Source organism: Rhodococcus sp. Leaf278, assembly GCF_001426085.1.
Lineage (GTDB): Bacteria > Actinomycetota > Actinomycetes > Mycobacteriales > Mycobacteriaceae > Rhodococcoides.
Genome location: NZ_LMRR01000002.1, coordinates 342,343 through 358,981 on the forward strand (window position 1 = coordinate 342,343; position 16,639 = coordinate 358,981).

The window sequence follows — 16,639 nt, forward strand, 5'->3', positions numbered from 1 at the left end:
GTCAGTTCCCCTGTGCCACAGAGCGAAGCGCACCTTCGAGGACGGTGAGCGCGTCGTCCAACAGCTCGTCGGACATCACCAGGGGCGGCAGCAAGCGGATGACGTTGCCGTAGGTACCGCACGTCAACACGATCACCCCGGCCTCGAGTGCCGCAGCCGCAACGGCTTTGGTGGCCTCGGGGTTGGGCTCGCGTCCACCGGGCACAACCAGCTCGACGGCCAGCATGGCGCCGCGTCCGCGAATGTCACCGATGATGGAGACGTCCGGAGTCAACGCATGCAGTCGGTCGAGCACGATGCGTTCGATCTCGCGGGCGCGGGCATTGAGGTCGAGCGTCTCCATCTGCTCGATGGACGCCAGTGCGGCAGCGCACGCGACAGGATTGCCGCCGTACGTCCCGCCGAGTCCGCCGGGGTGCACGGCGTCGATCAGGTCGGCGCGGCCCGTGACCGCAGCCAGCGGCATTCCGCCCGCGATGCCCTTCGCCATGGTGATCAGGTCCGGCACGACGCCCTCGTGCTCACTGGCGAACCAGGCACCGGTTCGGGTGAATCCGGATTGCACCTCGTCGGCGATGAAGACGACGTCGTTCTCGCGCGCCCAGTTCACCAGTGCAGGCAGGAAACCCTCGGCCGGTACGACGAAGCCGCCCTCACCCTGAATCGGCTCGATGAGGATGGCCGCGAGATTGGCTGCGCCCACCTGCTTCTCGATGACCGAGATCGCTCGTGCGGCAGCCTGCGCGCCGGTGACCGTAGAACCGTCGGCGTTGAGTCCTTCCCGGAAGGGGTAGGACATCGGGGCCCGATAGACCTCGGGAGCGAACGGCCCGAAACCGCTCTTGTACGGCATCGACTTCGAGGTCAGTGCCATCGTCAGGTTGGTGCGGCCGTGGTAGGCGTGGTCGAACACGGCGACCGCTGTGCGTCCGGTGGCGTGCCGGGCGATCTTGACCGCATTCTCGACTGCCTCGGCACCGCTGTTGAACAGGACCGTGCGCTTGTCGTGATCTCCGGGGGTGAGCTCGGCCAACTTCTCGGCAACGGCGATGTAGCCCTCGTACGGCGCGATCATGAAGCAGGTGTGAGTGAAGTGCGCGACCTGATCCTGCACGGCGGCAACGACAGCCGGGTTCGAGGCACCGACGGTCGTCACGGCGATTCCGGCACCGAGATCGATCAGCGAGTTTCCGTCCACATCGACGACGACGCCGCCGTCCGCGTCCGCCACATAAACCGGCAGCGTCGACGCAACGCCTGCACCGACGACGGCCTTGCGGCGCTCCGCCAATGCCGACGACTTGGGTCCGGGGAACGCGGTGACAATGTTGCGCTCTTGCGGAAGTCGGTACTCGATCGAGGCCATGGTCGCACCTTTCATCTGGGCTGGTCCAGCAAGTATGCGGCTGTTCGATCGCCCGGTCGGCTGCCATTTCGTCCATCTCATAGGCGGATCACACTCCGTTTCGTCGACCCTGGGATTACAGTGCGAGATGTGAGCGTGCAGATGTCCTGGCTGCTGAGGCAGCGACACCTTCGACTGAGTCATCGCGGCGGGCCCGAGCGCAGTTCTGAGTCCATCACCTTCGCGCAAGCAACCGAACTGATCGACCCCAGCCCCTGGCTATCGGGTGGCGAGCTGATTCTGACGACCGGGCTGGGCTTCGACTCCGACGGTCCCGCGCTCGACACCTACGTTCGCACCCTGTCGACCGCGGGTGTCGCGTGCCTCGGATTCGGAACCGGTCTGTCCCACAGCACTATTCCCCAACATATTCTCGACGCCGCAGACGACGTGGGCCTGCCGGTCGTGGAAGTTCCGTACGACACTCCGTTCGCTGCCGTCATACGGGCGGTCATGAAGCGAATCTCCGAGCAGGAGTACGAGCAGGTCGTTCGCGCTGCGTCGGTGCAGAACCGCATCACCCGGGCAGCTCTGCACGGCGGCGTCGACGCGATCGTCCGGGAACTCGCCGTTGCGACATCGACATCGGTGGCATTGATCGGCCGGCGCACCGAATCGTTTCATCCGACAGACGCGTCGAACCTCGTCGACCAGGCTCGTGACATCGCTCGCAGCATCCGTCCGTCGGCGTCGCCCGCCACGGTCTCGGTGAGCGAACCGGGTCGAACGGTGAGTCTGCATTCTGTCCCGATCACCGGCAGCGCTTCGACTTTCCTGGCCATCCGCACCACTGGACCGATGACCGGCGTCGAGCAAATCCTGCTCGGGCATGCCGTGTCACTGGTGACGCTCGAACTCGAGAAGCCGGCGCGCCTGCGCGCCGAACAGTCCAGGCTCAACACCCTGGCGCTCGGACTGCTCCTCGACGGACACCTGACCACGGACGTTCCCAGCTACCTCACCGATGCCGCCGACGAGGACTCTCTCATCAGGGTGGCAGTGGTTCGCGGACCATCCGAACGCATCGTCGACGCGATCGATGCCGAGTGTCGGCTCCGGGGGCGGCCCACCTTCGCCCGAACCACCGACACCGGCTGCGCGCTTCTGCTCCGCGGCTCCGACGACATCACATTCGTTGCGCGCCTACTGGATTCGTTACCCCGATCGACGTGCGCCGGCCTCAGCGCCCGCCTGCACATCACCGAGTCCCCCGCAGCGCTCCGACAAGCCTCGCTCGCCTGCGCGGCTGCCGGATCCCACGATCGCGTCGTCGAATTCACCGGATCGATGTTGTTGGCCTCCGAACCGGTGCAGGAGTCGTTGCGTGCCATGGCCGCGGTGACCATCGCCGTGCTGGCCGAGTACGACCGCGTCCACACCGCCGATCTGGTGGCGTCACTTCGGGCCTTCCTCGAGGCCAACGGGCACTGGGAGACCGCGGCCGCGCAATTGTCCGTTCACCGGCACACGCTCCGTAACCGCATCACGCGCTGCGAGGAACTACTCGCGGTGGATCTGACATCCGCGCGGGTGCGCGCGGAGTTGTTGCTCTCACTGCTTGCCACGACGGCGTGACCGTCGGCAATCGTGTCAGGATCTGTCGATGACCACGCCTCGTCCTGAACCCCACATCGCTGTCGCTACCGCGAAGTCGGTTCGACTCGGGGTACTCCTGGCCGCAGTCGGGGGGTTTCTCGACGCCTACACCTACGTCACTCGCGGCGGTGTGTTCGCAGGTGCGCAGACCGGAAACGTGGTCCTTCTCGGCGTCGACGTCGCCGGCGGTCGGTGGGTCGAAGCGCTGGCGTTCCTACCCCCGTTGACGGCATTCGTACTCGGCGTTGCGACCGCGGAGTTCATCGCCTTACCCGCGGTGGCAAAGATCGTGCGACGGCCGGTGCGCGCGGTGCTGGTGTTCGAGATCCTGGTGGTCCTGATCGTCGGCTTTCTCCAGGCCACCGTGCCCGACGCCGTGGTCGCGGTCATCCTCGCGCACGTGGCGGGCGTGCAGGTGACCACCTTCCGTGTGTTGGTGGATTCGCCGTTCAACACCACGATGACTACCGGAAACCTCCGCAGCATGGCGATGGCGGCATTCCATCGGGTCGTCGACCACGATCGCGAGGCCGGCACGCGGGCACGACGGTTCGGCGCGGTGATCTCCGGGTTTCTCGGCGGGGCGATGGTGGGCGCAGCTGCGGTAGAACTGTTCGGGCTACGAGCGATCTGGGTCGTAGCCCTGATGTTGACGATCGCGTTGGCACTGTTCGTGTTCGACGAGCGAGCACCGCGGTCGCTGCCGCCGAAGGGCTAGTCGCCCAATCGAAGTGGCGCAATGGCCTCGAATACGTCGCCCGGTCCCGGATTACCCTCGGCCGAAGAACCGCCCAGATGATGCACGACGCCCCACACCGCGTTCAGGGCCGTATGAATTGCACCTTCCGCCCAGCCCGCGGTCCACGAGATGTCGTCGCCGGCCAGGAATATCCCTCGGTGTCGGGGGTCGAGCTCGTCCTGCACGAAGTGGGTGAACAGTCTCTCCTGATAGCGGTAGTGACCCGGCAAGTTCGCCTTGAAGGCCCCCATGAAATCGCGTTCGGTTTCCCAGGACAGCGTCACCGGCGTCGAGATGATGTGGCTGCGGAAATCGACGCCGGGATAGATCTCCTCGAGCGAGCGCAGCATGATGTTCATCCGCTCGGTCGGGTCGAGGGCGAGGAGCTTGAGCGAATCGTCGGACCAGGTGTAGGACAGGCAGATCAGCCCGGGCTTGCCCTCGCCTTGTTCGAGCAGGTAGGTGCCGCGGCTCATTCGGTCGGTCAGCGTCATGCTGACCAGGTCTCGCCCGGTGACCGGATCCTTGTCCTTCCAGAACGGCCGATCGACGAGTGCGAACACTTTGGTCGACCCCATGTAGTGGGTGCGTTCGATGGCGGTCCAGTGATCGATGGGGAACAGATCGTCGTCACATCTGATGTTGCTGAGCAACATCCAGCTCTGCGCAGTCACAACGGCAGCGGCATAGGTTCGGATGTTGCCGCGGTCGTCGTGGATCGTGGTGCCGCCGTCGGTGCGCCTGATCTCGGTGACCCGCGACATCGTGGTGCCGCCGTTCAGGGAGGACACCGACGTACCCGCGGGCCAGTGCGCCATGTTCGTGGGCGAGTCGGTCCACAACCGCATCGGCAGTTGCTGTGAACCGCCGACGATTCCGCGATGGTGATCGTCCGCTGCCGTGATGACGACGCGAAGGATCTCGAGAATCGAGTTGGGATAATCGGTGTCCCAACCACCCGTTCCGAAACCCACCTGCCCGAACAACTCTCGCATCCGGAACGACGAAAAGTGCTCGGACGCAGCGAGGAAGCCGTAGAAGGTCTGATCGTCGAACTTCACGATCAGCTCGTTCCATATTCGCTTGATCTCGGCGACGTCCCGCTTGCGAATGGCACGCTGGAGCGGAATCAGTTCGGCATGGTCCTCGAGCGTCCGGTTCCACGCGTCGGCAACCTCGGCGAACATCGGCGGAAGGTCGTCGAGCTTGCGGGCATAATGGCTCTCCCCCTTGAGGTCGATCACCGTACTGGGAGTCACCTCGGCCAGCGGGTTCGGAAACGGTGTCGTCTCGAGCCCGACGGCGTCGAGATAGTGGAACAGCGTGGTCGACGACGGCGGAAACCGCATCGCACCCATCTCGGCCACCACACCGGGGTGCCCCTCGAACGGTACCGAGCGCATGCGCCCACCGATCCGATCCGACTCGTACACCACCGGTTCGAGACCGAGCGCGAGCAACTCGCGCGCGACGACCATCCCCGCGAGTCCGCCGCCGATCACCGCGACCTGGGTACCGAGGGCCGACTCCGGAATGCTCCCGAGACCGGCCGGATGCGCGAGGTAGTCGTCGTACGCGAACGGGAAATCCGGGCCGAACATGGTGAGCGGCTGATCGTTCTCGACTTCGATCGAACTGTCCGGGGTGACGGGTGTGGTCATCGGTCGGTCTCCTGCTCGGCCCGCGAGGGTCCTGTCGGGTAGAGGTCGCTACGGCGATCGGCCAGGTGGGTATTGACGGCGCGTGATCGTTGGAGTTCGGACGGATCCAGATCCACCGTCAACAGCTGTTCGTGCACGCCTGCACGCGCGATGTCGGTGCCGTCCGGTGCAACGGCGCACGTGAGTCCGCAGTACGTCAGACTCGCCTCGAATCCGCAGCGGTTCACGTAGGTGATGAACAGTTGACTCTCGTACGCCCGCGTCGGGACCACGTGGGTTGCGATGATCTCGAACGGCGTCATCAAACCGGTCGGGACGATCAACCAGTGCGTTCCGGCATCGGCGTGGGCACGCACCGTCTCCGGGAATTCGACGTCGTAGCAGGTGAGCAGGCCGCAGCGCAGACCTCCGAAGTCGAACTGCACCAACAGTTCCGGCCCGGGAGTGAAATGCGTGCGATCGAGATCACCGAACAAATGGGTCTTGCGGTACCGCGCGATCGAGCGCCCGGAAGAATCCACCACCTGCACCGAATTGAACACGGAATCACCGCTGCTCTCGGGATACCCGTACACGATCGCAACAGTTCTCGATCGCGCGATCGCGGCGATGCGCTCGAAGATCGGACCGTCGAACGGTTCGGCGCGCTCGCTCACGAGATCCCCGATGTCGTAGCCACTGGCCGACATCTCCGGCGTGACCAGAATGGATGCCCCTGCTGCGGACGCGCTCGCCGCGGCAGCGTCGATCGCCGAGAGGTTGCTCTCGACATCGCCGGAGAACTCCGGACCCTGGAACAGCGCTGCGGTGACGCTCACGAGGAAGGACCCTGTGTCGTCTCGGGTAACGCCGGGGCCAGAACCCACAACACCTGTGCGCCACCGCCGCCCTCGCTGCGAAAACTGTGCGGTCGCCTGGGCGAGAAGGTGAACGCGTCGCCCGCACCGAGCAGAACATCGTCACCGCCGAAGGTGCCGTCGGGGTCCGCCTCGAAGGTCACCCGCACCTGGCCGGACAAGACGTGCACGAAGGTGACGTCCAACGGCAGGGTGTATGCCTCCGCGCCGCTGCCGCCGCCCTCCTCGATATCGCCCAGCAGTACCTGCACACGCCGCTCCCCCGCCGGAGTCAACAGATATTCCGTCATCGCCTCACCACCGAACACGATGCGCGGCAACGACTGTGCTCGAACGACGTCACCCGCCGGGGCATCGTCGAACAGCGAGCCGACCGGTACGTCGAGCGCAGCACAGACCCGCACCAACGACGCGACCGACGCATTCACCTGATCACGCTCGAGCTTGGAGAGGTACCCCTTGGTCACCCCGCACGTATCGGCGAGCGCGTCCAGGGTCAACCGTTTCTTCTGCCGTGCCTCCTTGAGCCGCGCGCCGATACGCGGTGCGTCGTTCTCGACCGAAGCAGCAACCGACACCGTTATCGCCTCTCAGGAAACTCGTGTTGACAAGATCGAGTATCAGAGTAACGCTTGCCGGGCGAACTGGTCGACCTTCGTCACCGGAGCCCTCGAAATTCGAAAGGAATTCTCGATGAACCTGAGCAATCCCGAGCACCCACCGATCGGTCCGGTCGACGCCACCAAGGTCCCCCGCTACGCCGAGCCGACCACCTTCGCGCGTCTGCCCCGTCTCGACGAGGTGTCCAGGGCCGACGTGACCATCCTCGGCGTCCCGTTCGATTCCGGCGTGAGTTACCGCCCGGGAGCGCGTTTCGGCCCGGGTCACATCCGAGCGGCCTCCAAACTGTTGCGGCCCTACAACCCTGCGCTGAAAGTGTCACCCTTCGCCCGTCAACAGGTGGCGGACTTCGGCGACATCGGGGTCAATCCGTTCGACATCAGCGAGGCCCTGACCACGGTGCACGACGCGGTGACGGACTTGCGCGCGGACGGCTCGTCGGTTCTCACCCTCGGCGGCGACCACACCATCGCTCTGCCGATCCTGCGATCGCTCGCACGCGATCACGGGCCGATAGCGGTGCTGCACTTCGATGCTCACCTCGACACGTGGGACACGTACTTCGGCGCGCCCTACACACACGGGACGCCGTTCCGGCGAGCCAGCGAGGAAGGGCTCATCGACCTCGAACGCTCGCAGCACATCGGCATTCGCGGCCCTCTCTACAGTGAGCAGGACCTCGAGGACGACCGGGTGCTCGGCTTCCAGGTGATCCGCTCCGACGACTACGAGGTCGACGGCGTGGCGAGCATCGTGGAGCGGATGCGTCGCCGCCTCGACGGTGGCCCGGTGTATGTCTCGGTCGACATCGACGTACTCGACCCGGCACACGCTCCGGGCACCGGTACTCCCGAAGCCGGAGGAATGACCTCTCGCGAACTGCTGAACACACTGCGTGGACTCGTCGGACTGAATGTGGTCGGTGCCGACATCGTCGAGGTCGCTCCCGCGTACGACCACGCCGAGATCACCGGAATAGCGGCGGCCCACGTTGCGTACGAACTGCTTTCGGTGCTGGCCCTCAACCGATAGAACGTCATCGCCGGGGCAACACCAGGATCGGCACCGGCGAATGGCGGATGATCTTGGTCGCCCGCGAACCGAGGAACACCCGAGCGATGGGCCCCAACGGTCCGGACGATCCGATGGTCAGTACTTCGCCGTCCTGCCAGTGCACTTCGTCGAGGGCTTCGCGCCAGCTGCCGGCCGAGGCCAGCTCCGTTGTCACCTGTTCGGCCGGAAGTCCCACCGCAACAGCGTCGTCCACCGCCGCGGTGAGTGCCTCGCTCAGCCCCCGGGCGAGTTCGGCGGCAACATCGTCCTCGGCACGCAGTCCGATCTCGGGTGGGTACATCGTCGCCCCGCGCACGACGAACGACGCCAATCGCAGTGCAATGCCCGCATCCCTGGCCAGTTCCGCGGTCGGTCCCACCACGCGCGAGGCCTCGCTGTCACCGGAGAACGCACAGGTGATCCGTGTCAACGTCGCACGTTCACGCATGCGATATCCGCGCGGAGCGAGCGCCACCGTCACCGGCGAGGAGTGCAGCAACTTGTCTGCGGTCGACCCGACGACCACCTGCCCGAGCGCCCCGTCGCCCGAGGAACCGAGAACCAGAACCGAAGCGGAGAGGTTCAGTGATGCTTCGGTCAACGCGGTCGACACCGAGCGATGCGCCAGACGATGGAACGATGCCGTGATGTCCGGGGCCCGGTCTTCGAGGTAGTGCCGGGCCTTCGCCTCGGACTCGGCGGCCGTCACCGCCGCCCAATCCGCGAACTCGGCATCGACGCGAGCCATGGACGGCGTGGACCACGGCTTGGGCACCACCGTCGCAACGTCGATATCGGTACCCGAAGACCGCGCGAGTTGGGCACCGAGGTCGAGGGCACCGACACTGCCCTTTCCCGGCGCGAAGGCGATCAGAACGCTCATTCCGCGTCCTTTCCAACCGATCGAAGCGCCGAATGATGTCGACCCCACAGGAAGTAGAACGCGAGAACCACGGCGAGCCAGAGCCCGAACCAGAACCAGGTGGTCCACCGCAGACCCGAGAGGATGTACACGCATGCAGCAACCGACAACACCGGCGTCACCGGGTAGCCCGGCACCTTGAACGGGCGCTCCAGCTCCGGCATCGTCCGACGAAGCACGACAACCCCGATCGCCACGACGATGAACGCGACGAGCGTTCCTATCGAGACCAGATCGGCCAGCTTGTCCAGCGGAATGAACGCAGCGAGTATCGAGATGATCACTGCGACCACGATCGTGTTGTTGACCGGGGTGTGCGTGCGCGGACTGACTTTGGCAAACGCCTTCGGCAACATGCCGTCTCGGCCCATGGCAAACAGAATGCGTGTCTGCCCGTACATCGTCACCAGGGTCACCGAGAAGATCGAGATGACTGCGCCGGCCGCCAGAATCGTTGCCGGCCAGGCCTGCCCGGTGACGTTGCGGAGAATCTCGGCCAAGCCCGCTTCCTCCTGACCGGCGAAGGCGGTCCACGGCTGAGTCCCCAGAGCCGACACCGCGACCACGAGGTAGAAGACGATGACGACGATGAGCGCCGCAATGATGGCCCGCGGCATGGTCTTCTGCGGATTCTTCACCTCGTCGCCCGCGGTGGACACCGCGTCGAGTCCGATGAACGAGAAGAAGATGGTGCCTGCGGCTGCCGTGACACCGGCAGTACCCAAGGGCATGAAATCGGAGAAGTTCCCCGAATCGAAGGCGGAGAATCCGACGACCGCGAACAGTGCGAGCACACCGAGTTTGATGACGACCATGACCGCATTGACTGCAGCGGATTCACTGGCACCGCGAATGAGGAGCACTGCGCACAACACGATCAGCACCACAGCAGGCAGGTTCATCACTCCCGGATCGGCGTCACCCGGTGCAGCGGACAACGCATGCGGGATGGTGAAACCGAAGAGATTGTTGAGCAGTTCGTTGAGATACCCGCTCCACCCCACCGCTACGGCGGCACTCGACACCCCGTACTCGAGCAGCAGACAGGCAGCGACCCCCATCGCGACCACCTCGCCCATCGTCACGTACGCGTACGAGTAGGTAGAGCCGGAAACCGGCACTGCCGACGCCATTTCGGCGTAACAGATAGCGGCGAGACCGGCCGCGATACCGGCCGCCAGGAACGAGAGCACCACCGCCGGACCGGCTTCCGGGACGGCGAGCGAGAGCACGAAGAAAATACCGGTGCCGATGGTGGCCCCGACTCCGAACATCGTCAGTTGGAACGTGCCGATGGTGCGTTCGAGCCCCCCGCTGCCCTGCTGATCGGGGTCCACGATCGGCTTCTTGCGGAGCAACTGTGATCGCAGCCCCGATGCGGGTCTCTTCGACGAAGTCATGGTCGGCTCTCCCACCGTGGAGGCGAACGTGCGGATCGGCTGATTGTGCTCCCGGATGGTGCCTGTCGCATATCGAACACGCCGCGAAAGGCTCGATTCACGCAGCGACTCGTTTCGGGACTGCCACCGCGATGCCTACGATTGAGCTTCGATCGGATGGAGGACGGGCGAACACATGGCCACACAGGATGGCGGGGCACGGCTCGATACGGTCGCAGGGCTGGCCGCGTCGGACGCCGGCGGCCTCGACGTCGTGTTCCTCGGCAACTTTCTCGACGTCCTCACCGATGCGGTGAACGCGGGTGTTCCGCTCAGACGACAGCAGCTCAGAGCGTTCCGGGCACAGGGTGATGCTGCTGCGCGTGCCGGAGTCGCATTGCGCGCACTGCTCGACCTGTATCTGTCCTCGGCATGGCGGTTGTGGCGAGAACTGCCCGCAGTGACGGCAGCCGCCGACAATCCCGCCGGCGTCGTGACGGCAGGCGAGGTGATGCTGCGGGCCGTCGACGACGCAGTGGCCGAACTCGCCGAGGGCTTTCAACTCGCCCGTCGCACGCTCGTTCGTGCCGAGGTACTCGCCCGCCGCGAGTTCGTCGACGATCTGCTGTCCGGAACATCCGACGTCGCCGGGGTACTCGGACGCGCCCAGACGTTCGGACTGGATCTGTCGAGTCCGCACGCGGTAGCGGTGGTCACGTCGAGCAAGCCGTTCACCGACGCGAGTTCGGCGATCGGGCTCGTCGAGCGCAGCGTGCAGGGCAGCAAGGGTGACGCCGAGTTGCTCGTCGCAACCAAACAGGGCCGGTTGATTCTGGTATTCCCGGCACCTGACCGCGAGGCCGTCGAGTACGTGCTCACCAGAGCGGGACGTGTGCTCGGTACGTCTGCACGGACCCCGACCGACTCCGTCGACCTCCGTCGCGACGGCGAGTACGGAAGGACGCAGATCGGAGTCGGTCGCCCACGCGGAGGAGCAGCGGGCGTCGCCGCGTCGTACCGGGAGGCGCTCGACGCTCTCGAACTCGCCGCCGCGCTCGGGCTCGATACGCCGGTGGTCGACGCCCGAGATCTACTCGTCTACCGAGTTCTCATCAGTGACCGAGCCGCCATCGCCGATCTGGTCGACACGTTGCTGACGCCGCTTCTGGTCGCCCGCGGTGGTGCGGGTCCGTTGCTGGAAACGTTGCAGGTGTACTTCGACACCGGCGCGAACTCCGCATCCACCGCGCGGCGCATGCACTTGTCGGTGAGAGCGGTCACGTACAGATTGTCACGAATACATGATTTGACCGGCCAGGATGTGGGCAACCCCGTCGAGGCATTTGCGCTGCATACAGCCGTGCTCGGTGCCAGGTTGCTCGATTGGCCCGGCGGTCGCGTGCCGTCATGACGGGTTGAGTCGAACAAATTGCCGGGTTCCGGCAATCAAACCCGACGAAACATGTCCGCAAAACAACCCTGCCTGCTTGAAACTGAACAGTCACACTGGAGTAGTCGCGGTCGCACCCACCAAGCGTGGGGCCCTGCGGAAGGACCCACGATTCCCGTCGAGCAGAACGCTCGGCCGGAACGCCACCGGATCAGCAGAACGAGAACGTGAAGGAGCATGTGACAGATGTCGTCATTGGTACAGAAGTTGACCTCATTCGCTCGCAGCCCACAGGGCAAGAAGATGGTCGATCAGGCACGTAGATACGCAACCAAGCCGGAGAATCAGGCGAAGTTGAAGCAGCTCGGCAGCAAGTTCACCGGTAAGGGTGGTCGTTCATGAACGTCGTTCCATGGTGGGCGTGGGCGGCTTTCGGTGCCGTCGTCCTCATCCTGCTGGCAATCGACCTGCTGGCGCACCGCGGTGCCCACATCATCGGCTTCAAGGAGGCCGCATGGTGGAGTGCCCTGTGGGTCGGCGTGGCCATCATCTTCGGCATCGTCGTGTTCTTCACGCTCGGCACGACGGCCGGCGTCGAATACACCACGGCATGGTTGTTGGAGAAGAGTCTGTCCGTCGACAACCTCTTCGTTTTCGCGCTGATCTTCGGTTACTTCAAGGTTCCCCGTGAGTATCAGCACCGCGTGTTGTTCTTCGGTGTCATCGGTGCCCTGGTCTTCCGTGGCATCTTCCTGGCCGCCGGTGTGGCCATCGTCAGCAAGTTCGCTGCCGTTCTGTTCGTATTCGCAGCCATCCTGCTGTACAGCGCATGGAAGCTGATGAAGGACGAGGACGACTCGTACGACCCCGGTACCTCCATCGCAGTCCGCTTGCTCAAGAAGATCGTCCCCGTTCAGGACGAGTACGCCGGTACCAAGTTCTTCGTCAAGGAAGCGGGTAAGCGGGTGGCCACGCCGCTGCTCGCCGTCGTAGTGGCGATCGAGGCCGCCGACCTGGTGTTCGCAGTCGACAGCGTTCCTGCTGTTCTGGCCGTGACCGACGACCCGTTCATCGTGTACTCCTCGAACGCGTTCGCCATCCTCGGACTGCGTGCCCTGTACTTCTTGCTCGCAGGGTTGCTCGAGAAATTCCACTACCTGTCCAAGGGTTTGGCGATCATCCTGGCCTTCATCGGCGTCAAACTGATGCTGCAGGCCGGACACAAGGTGATCAGCACGTCGATCCCCGAGATTCCCTCCCTGGTCAGCCTGGTGGTCATCATCGTGGTCCTGACAGGCTCGATCATCCTGAGCCTGAAGAATCCCCCGCCCGAAGACGACAGCGCAGACGCCGTCGACAAGGTCGCGGCCGACAGTCCGATCGTCGATCCGACGGATGGAACATCCGCCGCCGGCAGCTCTACGACGACAACGTCGGGTACGGATTCACCGAGACTCGACAAGTCCTAGCACCGCACCGCACATGCCCCGCCGATCAGTTCGGCGGGGCATGTTTGTGTTCCGGGGCGTTGGGGCAAACACTGATCATGGCTGAAAAGAACTCGTACACCGTTCCCGGACTCACCTCGGAAAAGGGCGCGCGCGTCGCCGAAATCTTGCAAGATCGACTGAACGCGTACAACGACCTACATCTGACGCTCAAGCACATCCACTGGAATGTCGTCGGACCCAACTTCATCTCGGTGCACGAGATGCTCGACCCGCAGGTCGAGGCGGTTCGCGGTTTCGCCGACGACGTTGCGGAGCGCATCGCAACCCTCGGCGCATCGGCCAAGGGCACGCCCGGCACCATCGTCTCCGAACGTAGCTGGGACGACTACTCGATCGGACGCGCGACGGCCATCGAGCACCTCGGCGCTCTCGATCTCGTCTACACCGGCGTCATCGAGACCACGCGCAAGAACATCGAAGAGGTCGGCGACATCGACCCCATCACCGAAGACATGCTCATCGGCCAGAGCGCCCAGCTCGAACTGTTCCACTGGTTCGTCCGCGCGCACCTGGAGAACTCCGGCGGGCAGCTGTCCACCGCGAGCGCAACCACCGAGGTCGACGCAGCAATTCAAGCAGGCTAGACCCTCTCCACCACAACACCGCCCCCGCCGATACCGGCGGGGGCGGTGTTGTTCGTCCGGACGTCGTCAGTCGGTCGGTCTTGCCTCGTGCCCGCGGCGGCCGTGCGTACGACGCTGCTCCTTCATTTCTGCCTCGAAGACGTGACGGCGACCGTCGAGCAGTTCGTCTCGCACCGCCCGTTCATGTTCGCGTAAAGGACTCCAGTAGCCGTCGTCGAATTCCTCGACGAGCTGGAACGTCCAGCGGCCCGGCGCGATGTTCCTGCCGATCATGTCGTCGCCGATTCTCTCCGCGAGCGCATCGTGGTCTGCGTCGGCGAGTTCCTCGACCGCTTCTCCGAGAAGGAGATCGGAATGCCCCATCAATTGGTGGAACGAATAGAGGTGCCCGCGGGCCCGCTCGACGCATTCGAGCGCCTCGGACAACTTGCCTACTGCGGCCACAGTTGCGTCGTTCACACCGCTCGGACGCCGATGCTCCGGAGACGGCGTTTCGTGGGCGGGGAGGGCGTCGCTGTCTGAGTTCATGGTCGACGGTTACCCGGATCGCATCCGTACAACCGCACCCAGAACGGGGATTACCGCGTCCGATCGTGGGTATAGCTCTTCGAGAACGAGTAGGACAATCTATTTCGAGGAGTTCACATGGCTGATTTCATCGACAAGGCAAAGCACAAGGCCGAAGAGCTGGTGGGCGAAGCCAAGGAGAAGATCGGTCAGAAGACCGACAACGACGATCTTGCCGCCGAAGGCGCAAAGGATCAGGCCTCGGGCAAGACCAAGCAGGTCGGCGACGATGTCTCCGACGCTGCAGGCAACATCAAGGACAAGTTCAAGAACTGATCCTTACGATCGCACTCGACCCCGCACCTCGAACTGTTCGAGGTGCGGGGTTTTGTCGTCGGTGCACGATGTCCGCGTCACATCGGCGGATTCGGGAGCGGCATCGGACGGCCGAACAGCCAGCCCTGCCCCAGGGTCGCGCCCAATGCCCTGGCACGTCGAAGATGCCGACGAGTCTCGATTCCTTCCGCCAGCAAAGTAGCGTCGCTCGTGGCCAAGTAATTTTGCACCTGCCGCATCGCGGTACGTGATCGGTACGGCGACCGGACGATCGACGCGTCGAGTTTGACGATGTCCGGCCTCACCGACGCGAGCAGACCGAGCGTCGCCGGGGTGGCACCGACGTCGTCCATCGCCACCGACATTCCGCGAGCGCGAGCACCCCGAACCAGCGCCATCAGCATCGGTACGTTTCGATCGAGATCTCGCTCGGTGATTTCGAGAACCACATCGAGGTCGTTGCCGATTGCATCGAGGTGGGTGTCGACGTCACGTTCGTCGACGAAGCAGCCCGGCTCGATGTTCAAGAAGAATCGCACTCTGCGCGAGTACGCGCGCTCGCGAGCCGCCCGCAGCGCAGCCGCCCGGCATGCGACGTCGACACGGCCCACCATGCCGCGCTCGCGGGCCAGTGCGAACACGGCCTCGGGTACAGCCAGGCTGGGCGAGGGCCACCTGGCTAGCGCCTCGTAGCCGACGACCGCCCCGGTCGACAGCTCGACGACGGGTTGGAACATCGCGGCCACCGACTCGACCGAGTCGAGGGCCGCCGATGCTGCTAGTACCGCGCCGTCCGACACGGTCACGATATTCGCTCGTCGACCGGAGCGCGCCGGGCCTCGAGGCGGTCGGCAATCAGTGCCGCGTGCAGTCGACGCAGTCCCGACGGCTTCATCGGATCCAGTCCGGTGAGCTGCTCGACGCGCTTGAGTCGGTAGTCGACCGTGTTGGGGTGCACCGTCAGCCAGGTAGCCGTCTTCTTTCGGTTGGAGTCCGATTCGACGAAGGCCTGCAGCGTCGGCAACAGATCGACCGAATCACGCAGTGGATCGATCAACGTCACGAGATGCTTGCGTCCCAGACCTGGCCTGCTCACCTGATACTCGAACACGAGATCCGCGATCCGATACGTTCCCGGCGAGTATCGCAGCCGACGAACGAGACTCAGCAGCTCGTACAGATGCGGCGCAGTAGCAGCGATGTCGTCGATCGCTGCCGATGCAGTGGTTGCGGTCACGGCTATCTGCCCGCCGTCTGCGAAACGCCCGACCAGTTCGTCGACGTCGACGCCGGGTATGTCGGGCAACAGAATGGTGCCGCCGGTAGCGCTGACGGATGCGATCGGCGCACAATCCGCGTCCAGCGTGGCCAGGGCAGCGTGGATTCTTCGCAGCTTTCGGGCCGCCATCATGCCGGCGTCGCCCCTGCGGGCACCTTCGTCGGCGTGGTTCGGAAAGTGCAGGGCCACCACGTGATAATCCTCGGCGAGCAGTGCGCCCATTCGGTCCGCGATCTTGCGAGCCGTGCCGTCGCCGGTCAGCAGTGCGTCGAGCAGTTCCGCGTCGTGCCGGGGACCGTTCTGCGTCAGCGTGCGAAATTCTGTGAGGTACGCATCGGAGACGGATTCGGTGACGGCGTCGAGTAGCTCCATGATCAACACGGTGCCGTCGACCATCGGAGCATCGGCATTGTCGTCGGCCACGCGTGGGGCAGTGCGCAGTCCCAGTGCGCAGCCCTCGTTTATCGCGTGCTGAATCCGACCGAGCGGGACACCGTCGCGGGCCCACCTGGTTGCGGCGTCACGAAAGATGTCCATGGCACCAGCTATAGGCAGTCGGCCGGATTCCAGGACCCCCGTTGCCAGTTCGCAACAGGTGGTCGTCATGTCGTCGAGCTCACCGCGAGCACAGTCCCGGGGCGGTGGAGTGTCTTCCGGTTCCCCGATGTCCTGATCCAACATCCGGGCTACCGTCTCCCGCGGCGTCCGCAGGCGATCGGATGCACGTCGCCCGCCCACGTATTCCTCCTGTGACACGTGCACGCTCTCTGTCGTGGTCACCCGACTCCACCCCTCGCAC

17 protein-coding genes are annotated in these 16,639 nt (G+C 64.6%); 8 read left to right on the plus strand and 9 right to left on the minus strand.

What is annotated here, in order from left to right:
* Window position 1: 1 nt before the first annotated feature.
* Window positions 2–1,366, minus strand: coding sequence for a 4-aminobutyrate--2-oxoglutarate transaminase (gene gabT, locus ASG84_RS04155; protein ID WP_057475808.1), 1,365 nt, complete (start codon window positions 1,364–1,366; stop codon window positions 2–4).
* 129 nt (window positions 1,367–1,495) lie between these two features.
* Here gabT and ASG84_RS04160 point away from each other — a divergent pair, with 129 nt between their 5' ends.
* Together ASG84_RS04160 and ASG84_RS04165 are read left to right on the plus strand one after the other, a co-directional pair.
* Entirely contained in the window at window positions 1,496–2,980 is a 1,485-nt protein-coding gene (locus ASG84_RS04160) for a PucR family transcriptional regulator (protein ID WP_057475740.1), read from the plus strand.
* 28 nt (window positions 2,981–3,008) lie between these two features.
* Window positions 3,009–3,719, plus strand: coding sequence for a YoaK family protein (locus ASG84_RS04165; RefSeq protein ID WP_057475741.1), 711 nt, complete (start codon window positions 3,009–3,011; stop codon window positions 3,717–3,719).
* Here ASG84_RS04165 and ASG84_RS04170 read toward each other — a convergent pair.
* From ASG84_RS04170 to ASG84_RS04180, 3 genes are read right to left on the minus strand one after another with little or no spacing between them, the layout of a single operon-like run.
* Window positions 3,716–5,401 (minus strand): flavin monoamine oxidase family protein, encoded by a 1,686-nt coding sequence (locus ASG84_RS04170; protein ID WP_057475742.1) that lies wholly within the window; start codon window positions 5,399–5,401, stop codon window positions 3,716–3,718. The genes ASG84_RS04165 and ASG84_RS04170 overlap by 4 nt on opposite strands.
* A complete protein-coding gene (locus ASG84_RS04175; RefSeq protein ID WP_057475743.1) occupies window positions 5,398–6,219 on the minus strand; it encodes a carbon-nitrogen hydrolase family protein in 822 nt (273 codons plus the stop codon). The genes ASG84_RS04170 and ASG84_RS04175 overlap by 4 nt, the downstream gene beginning before the upstream one ends.
* Window positions 6,216–6,836 carry a helix-turn-helix domain-containing protein gene (locus tag ASG84_RS04180; RefSeq protein WP_057475744.1) on the minus strand — a complete coding sequence of 207 codons (621 nt, stop codon included), beginning with the start codon at window positions 6,834–6,836 and terminating at the stop codon, window positions 6,216–6,218. Before ASG84_RS04180 ends, ASG84_RS04175 begins: the two co-directional genes overlap by 4 nt.
* 115 nt (window positions 6,837–6,951) lie before the next feature.
* Between ASG84_RS04180 and speB the strand changes: the two genes are divergently transcribed.
* Window positions 6,952–7,911, plus strand: a complete 960-nt coding sequence (gene speB, locus ASG84_RS04185; protein ID WP_057475745.1) for an agmatinase — start codon at window positions 6,952–6,954, stop codon at window positions 7,909–7,911.
* 4 nt (window positions 7,912–7,915) lie between these two features.
* Here the strand turns inward: speB and ASG84_RS04190 are convergent, their stop codons facing one another.
* Together ASG84_RS04190 and ASG84_RS04195 are read right to left on the minus strand one after the other, a co-directional pair.
* Window positions 7,916–8,815, minus strand: a complete 900-nt coding sequence (locus ASG84_RS04190) for a universal stress protein (protein WP_057475746.1) — start codon at window positions 8,813–8,815, stop codon at window positions 7,916–7,918.
* Window positions 8,812–10,254, minus strand: coding sequence for an amino acid permease (locus ASG84_RS04195; protein WP_057475747.1), 1,443 nt, complete (start codon window positions 10,252–10,254; stop codon window positions 8,812–8,814). The genes ASG84_RS04190 and ASG84_RS04195 overlap by 4 nt, the downstream gene beginning before the upstream one ends.
* 175 nt (window positions 10,255–10,429) lie before the next feature.
* On the opposite strand from ASG84_RS04195, the gene ASG84_RS04200 reads away from it, so the two are divergent.
* From ASG84_RS04200 to ASG84_RS04210, 4 genes are all read left to right on the plus strand, one after another.
* Complete coding sequence (locus ASG84_RS04200) at window positions 10,430–11,644, plus strand: PucR family transcriptional regulator (protein WP_057475748.1); 1,215 nt, start codon at window positions 10,430–10,432, stop codon at window positions 11,642–11,644.
* Between the two features lie 225 nt (window positions 11,645–11,869).
* Entirely contained in the window at window positions 11,870–12,025 is a 156-nt protein-coding gene (locus tag ASG84_RS27880) for a hypothetical protein (protein ID WP_200936494.1), read from the plus strand.
* Window positions 12,022–13,092, plus strand: coding sequence for a TerC family protein (locus ASG84_RS04205; protein ID WP_057475749.1), 1,071 nt, complete (start codon window positions 12,022–12,024; stop codon window positions 13,090–13,092). Before ASG84_RS27880 ends, ASG84_RS04205 begins: the two co-directional genes overlap by 4 nt.
* A 77-nt stretch (window positions 13,093–13,169) precedes the next feature.
* Window positions 13,170–13,718, plus strand: a complete 549-nt coding sequence (locus tag ASG84_RS04210) for a Dps family protein (protein ID WP_057475809.1) — start codon at window positions 13,170–13,172, stop codon at window positions 13,716–13,718.
* A gap of 66 nt (window positions 13,719–13,784) precedes the next feature.
* On the opposite strand, the gene ASG84_RS04215 is transcribed toward ASG84_RS04210, so the two are convergent.
* On the minus strand, window positions 13,785–14,246 hold the full coding sequence (locus ASG84_RS04215; RefSeq protein WP_057475750.1) for a hypothetical protein: 462 nt from the start codon (window positions 14,244–14,246) through the stop codon (window positions 13,785–13,787).
* Window positions 14,247–14,363: 117 nt separating this feature from the next.
* On the opposite strand from ASG84_RS04215, the gene ASG84_RS04220 reads away from it, so the two are divergent.
* Complete coding sequence (locus ASG84_RS04220) at window positions 14,364–14,561, plus strand: CsbD family protein (protein ID WP_057475751.1); 198 nt, start codon at window positions 14,364–14,366, stop codon at window positions 14,559–14,561.
* Window positions 14,562–14,638: 77 nt separating this feature from the next.
* Here ASG84_RS04220 and ASG84_RS04225 read toward each other — a convergent pair whose 3' ends face one another.
* Window positions 14,639–15,367: an EAL domain-containing protein gene (locus ASG84_RS04225; RefSeq protein ID WP_235581522.1), complete on the minus strand. Its 729-nt coding sequence runs from the start codon at window positions 15,365–15,367 to the stop codon at window positions 14,639–14,641.
* Entirely contained in the window at window positions 15,364–16,620 is a 1,257-nt protein-coding gene (locus ASG84_RS04230) for a PucR family transcriptional regulator (RefSeq protein WP_057475752.1), read from the minus strand. The genes ASG84_RS04225 and ASG84_RS04230 overlap by 4 nt, the downstream gene beginning before the upstream one ends.
* Window positions 16,621–16,639: the final 19 nt, after the last annotated feature.

What these genes read in the sequence shown, in the direction of transcription:
- gabT (WP_057475808.1), bottom strand. Translation starts at nt 1,366, where the DNA reads ATGGCCTCGATCGAGTACCGACTTCCGCAAGAGCGCAACATTGTCACC.
- ASG84_RS04165 (WP_057475741.1), top strand. Translation starts at nt 3,009, where the DNA reads ATGACCACGCCTCGTCCTGAACCCCACATCGCTGTCGCTACCGCGAAG.
- ASG84_RS04170 (WP_057475742.1), bottom strand. Translation starts at nt 5,401, where the DNA reads ATGACCACACCCGTCACCCCGGACAGTTCGATCGAAGTCGAGAACGAT.
- speB (WP_057475745.1), top strand. Translation starts at nt 6,952, where the DNA reads ATGAACCTGAGCAATCCCGAGCACCCACCGATCGGTCCGGTCGACGCC.
- ASG84_RS04190 (WP_057475746.1), bottom strand. Translation starts at nt 8,815, where the DNA reads ATGAGCGTTCTGATCGCCTTCGCGCCGGGAAAGGGCAGTGTCGGTGCC.
- ASG84_RS04195 (WP_057475747.1), bottom strand. Translation starts at nt 10,254, where the DNA reads ATGACTTCGTCGAAGAGACCCGCATCGGGGCTGCGATCACAGTTGCTC.
- ASG84_RS04200 (WP_057475748.1), top strand. Translation starts at nt 10,430, where the DNA reads ATGGCCACACAGGATGGCGGGGCACGGCTCGATACGGTCGCAGGGCTG.
- ASG84_RS27880 (WP_200936494.1), top strand. Translation starts at nt 11,870, where the DNA reads ATGTCGTCATTGGTACAGAAGTTGACCTCATTCGCTCGCAGCCCACAG.
- ASG84_RS04205 (WP_057475749.1), top strand. Translation starts at nt 12,022, where the DNA reads ATGAACGTCGTTCCATGGTGGGCGTGGGCGGCTTTCGGTGCCGTCGTC.
- ASG84_RS04210 (WP_057475809.1), top strand. Translation starts at nt 13,170, where the DNA reads ATGGCTGAAAAGAACTCGTACACCGTTCCCGGACTCACCTCGGAAAAG.
- ASG84_RS04215 (WP_057475750.1), bottom strand. Translation starts at nt 14,246, where the DNA reads ATGAACTCAGACAGCGACGCCCTCCCCGCCCACGAAACGCCGTCTCCG.
- ASG84_RS04220 (WP_057475751.1), top strand. Translation starts at nt 14,364, where the DNA reads ATGGCTGATTTCATCGACAAGGCAAAGCACAAGGCCGAAGAGCTGGTG.